Below are 2,955 nucleotides of genomic sequence, written 5' to 3'. Positions count from 1 at the left end.
GCCAGTTCGATCGCCAGCGGCAAGCCGTCGAGGCGCGTGCAGATCTCGCCCACCGCCGCGACGTTGTCGTCGGTGATCGCGAAATCGTGCCGGGCATGGCGAGCTCGGTCGCTGAACAATTCGATGGCTTCGTCGGTCAGCGACAGTGACGGCAGCCGCCAACTCACCTCACCGGCAACACCGATCGGCTCCCGGCTCGTCGCCAAGAAGGTCAATCCCGGACATGCTTCCAGCAGTGCCGCCGTCAAAGCTGCGCTGGCATCGAGCAGATGCTCGCAGTTATCCAGGATCACCAGCATCTGCCGGTCGGCGATAAATCGAGTCAGGGTGTCCATCGTTGAGCGCCCAGGCTGGTCGGGCAGCCCGAATGCGCGGGCTGCTGTGGTCGGCACCAACTCGGCGTCGGTGATCGGTGCCAGATCCACATACCAGACCCCGCCGCTGAACTCGTCCGCGAGCTGACCCGCGATCTGTATCGCCAGCCGGGTCTTACCTACGCCGCCCGCACCCGTCAACGTCACCAGCCGGTTCTCGCCGAGCAGCTCCCGCACTTGGGTCAGCTCCGCTTGGCGCCCAACGAAGTTCGTGAGTTGCATCGGGAGATGCTCAGAGACAGATGGTTTCGAGACGCGCAGTGGCGCAAATTCGTTGACCAGGTCGGGATGGCACAGCTGAACGACTCGCTCGGGGCGGGGGAGATCCCGCAGCGGGTGAGTACCCAGATCGGTCAACCAGGTATCGGCGGGCAGTCGGTCGGCTACCAGGTCTTCGGTGGTGCCCGACAACAGCGTTTGACCGCCGTGGCCGAGATCGCGCAGTCGCGCGGTGCGGTTGATGGTCGGGCCGGCGTAGTTGCCTTCATCGCGCAGCTGGATTTCGCCGGTGTGCACACCGATGCGCAACCGGATCGGCGCTAGGGGAGCGCGCTGCAACTCCAAGGCAGCTGCGACCGCATCGGAGGCGCGGGTGAACGCGGCCACGAAAGCTGTCACCTTCACCCTGTTCGACGGGCCGCACGCCGTCGTGGGCGGCGATGACGTCGGACACGACGTGGTTGAGCCTCGCGATGGCCGCTGCCATCTCCTGGGGTTGGGCTTCCCAGAGCCGCGTGGAGCCCTCGACGTCGGCCAACAGCAACGTCACGGTGCCCGTCGGCAACAGCCCGCTCACGTCCAGCTCGCTCCAGTCCACCAGCGGCATCTCCGCGCGTGGATCGATCTCGCTCATGCTAGCCAGCATGTGGCCGGCACGACCCCAAAACATCAGCGCAAACGCGCAGATTTGCGGCCAACGCAATATACGACCCCTGCGGGCGCAGATCTACGCGCTGAGGCCGATGTTCTCCAGGCTCCTGGCGCCGGACAGTCGAGTGCGACCGCTGGACCTAACGGATTCAGGTAGTGCACTACTCGTGTCCCCAGGGCTAGGCGCTGACACAGTTGGTTTTTCTGAAAGGTGAACTGCCATGCTTGACGCGCCTGAATCGGCCGACGTCGCCAAACTGCCGCTGGCGCCGAAGAATCCGCTACCCTTCCGGCACCAGCTCAGGGCCGTGCGGTCCCTGATCGACGGGTTCCAGGAGCTCCTCGATGCCGGCGGCCCGGTCACCCGTATGGTGCTCGGGCCCAAATGGCTTTTCCCGACGGCGGTGTTGATCGCCTCGCCGCAGGGCGCGCGGGACGTGCTGGGCCGCACCGACGAGATCGCCGACCGAGGAGGGACGACGAGCACGATCCAGATGCGCCGGCTGATGGGCGGCAACCTGCTGGACCTGCCGCACCAGCAATGGCTGCCGCGCCGCCGCTCCCTGCAGCCGATGTTCACCAAACAGCGGGTCCCCGCGCTACGCCGGCCACATGGCCGCGGCGGCACAGACGGTGGTCGACGGCTGGTGCGACGGCGCGACGGTAGACCTGGACACCGAATGCCGCGCGCTTACCCTGCGCGCCCTCGGGCACTCTGTGCTCGGCATGGACCTCGACGCTAGGGCCGACACCGTCGGGCCGGCGCTGCGCACCGCGCTCACCTGGGTAGCCGATCGTGCGACCCGGCCCGTGAATCTGCCGCAATGGGTGCCCACCCCCGGCCAGCGGCGGGCCCGCAGGGCCAATGCGACTCTGCATCAGCTGGCCGCCGAGATTCTCGCCGCGGTGCGCGCCGACCCCGCCCGAGACGCACCACTGGTGCGTGCCTTGATGACCGCAGCCGATCCGCATACGGGCCAACCACTCTCGGACGACGACATCTGCCACGAGCTGGTGCTGTTCATCCTCGCCGGCCACGACACCACATCCACCACTCTCACGTACTCACTGTGGGCGCTCGGGCACCACCCCGAAATCCAAGACCGAGTGTTCGATGAGGTCAGCGCACTCGGCGACCGGCCGCTGACACCCGACGACGTGCCCCGGCTCGGCCACACTGTGCGCGTGCTGCACGAGGCCCTGCGGCTATGCCCGCCCGGTGCCGGAACGCCGCGCCTGCTCAAAAAGGATTTGGCCGTCGACGGCTACCGGCTGGAAGCCAGCACCGTGGCGGTGGTCAGCTTCTACGCCATGCACCGAAACCCGGAACTGTGGGACGACCCGCTGAAATTTGACCCGGATCGGTTCCTGCCGGAGCGCTCGCAGGGCCGCAGCCGCTGGCAGTACCTGCCGTTCGGCGGCGGACCTCGCTCATGTATCGGCGACCACTTCGCCATGCTGGAAGCCACCCTCGCACTGGCCACCATCATCCGAGCGGCCCGGATCGAATCGCTTAATGACGACTTCCCCCTGGCCACACCGTTCACCGTCGTCGCCGCCGAGCCGATCGGTGCTCGTGTTCATGCGCGGACCTCAACCCGTGTCGGGCCTTGGAGCCACAATTCACCAGTCGCGCAACGCTAGCGACGAGTCCCCGGAAACTCTTGTCGCGGGGGCGTTCAGGTGTGTCGGGCTGCTTCCTGGGCGAGTT

The 2,955-nt window shown here is 66.9% G+C and carries 2 pseudogenes; one reads left to right on the top strand and one right to left on the bottom strand.

The features are described 5' to 3' along the window. Positions 1–1,170 (bottom strand): annotated as a pseudogene (locus ACLQI9_RS07010) (ATP-binding protein); the annotation flags it as partial. Between the two features lie 295 nt (positions 1,171–1,465). Between ACLQI9_RS07010 and ACLQI9_RS07005 the strand changes: the two are divergent. Then, positions 1,466–2,888: pseudogene (locus ACLQI9_RS07005) on the top strand (cytochrome P450). Positions 2,889–2,955 lie beyond the last annotated feature (67 nt).

The sequence above is a fragment of the Mycobacterium sp. genome, from assembly GCF_052143115.1.
In the GTDB taxonomy this organism is placed as follows: domain Bacteria; phylum Actinomycetota; class Actinomycetes; order Mycobacteriales; family Mycobacteriaceae; genus Mycobacterium.
The sequence above is the reverse complement of the archived record's forward strand: the minus strand, read 5'-3'. Positions and strand labels throughout refer to the sequence as shown.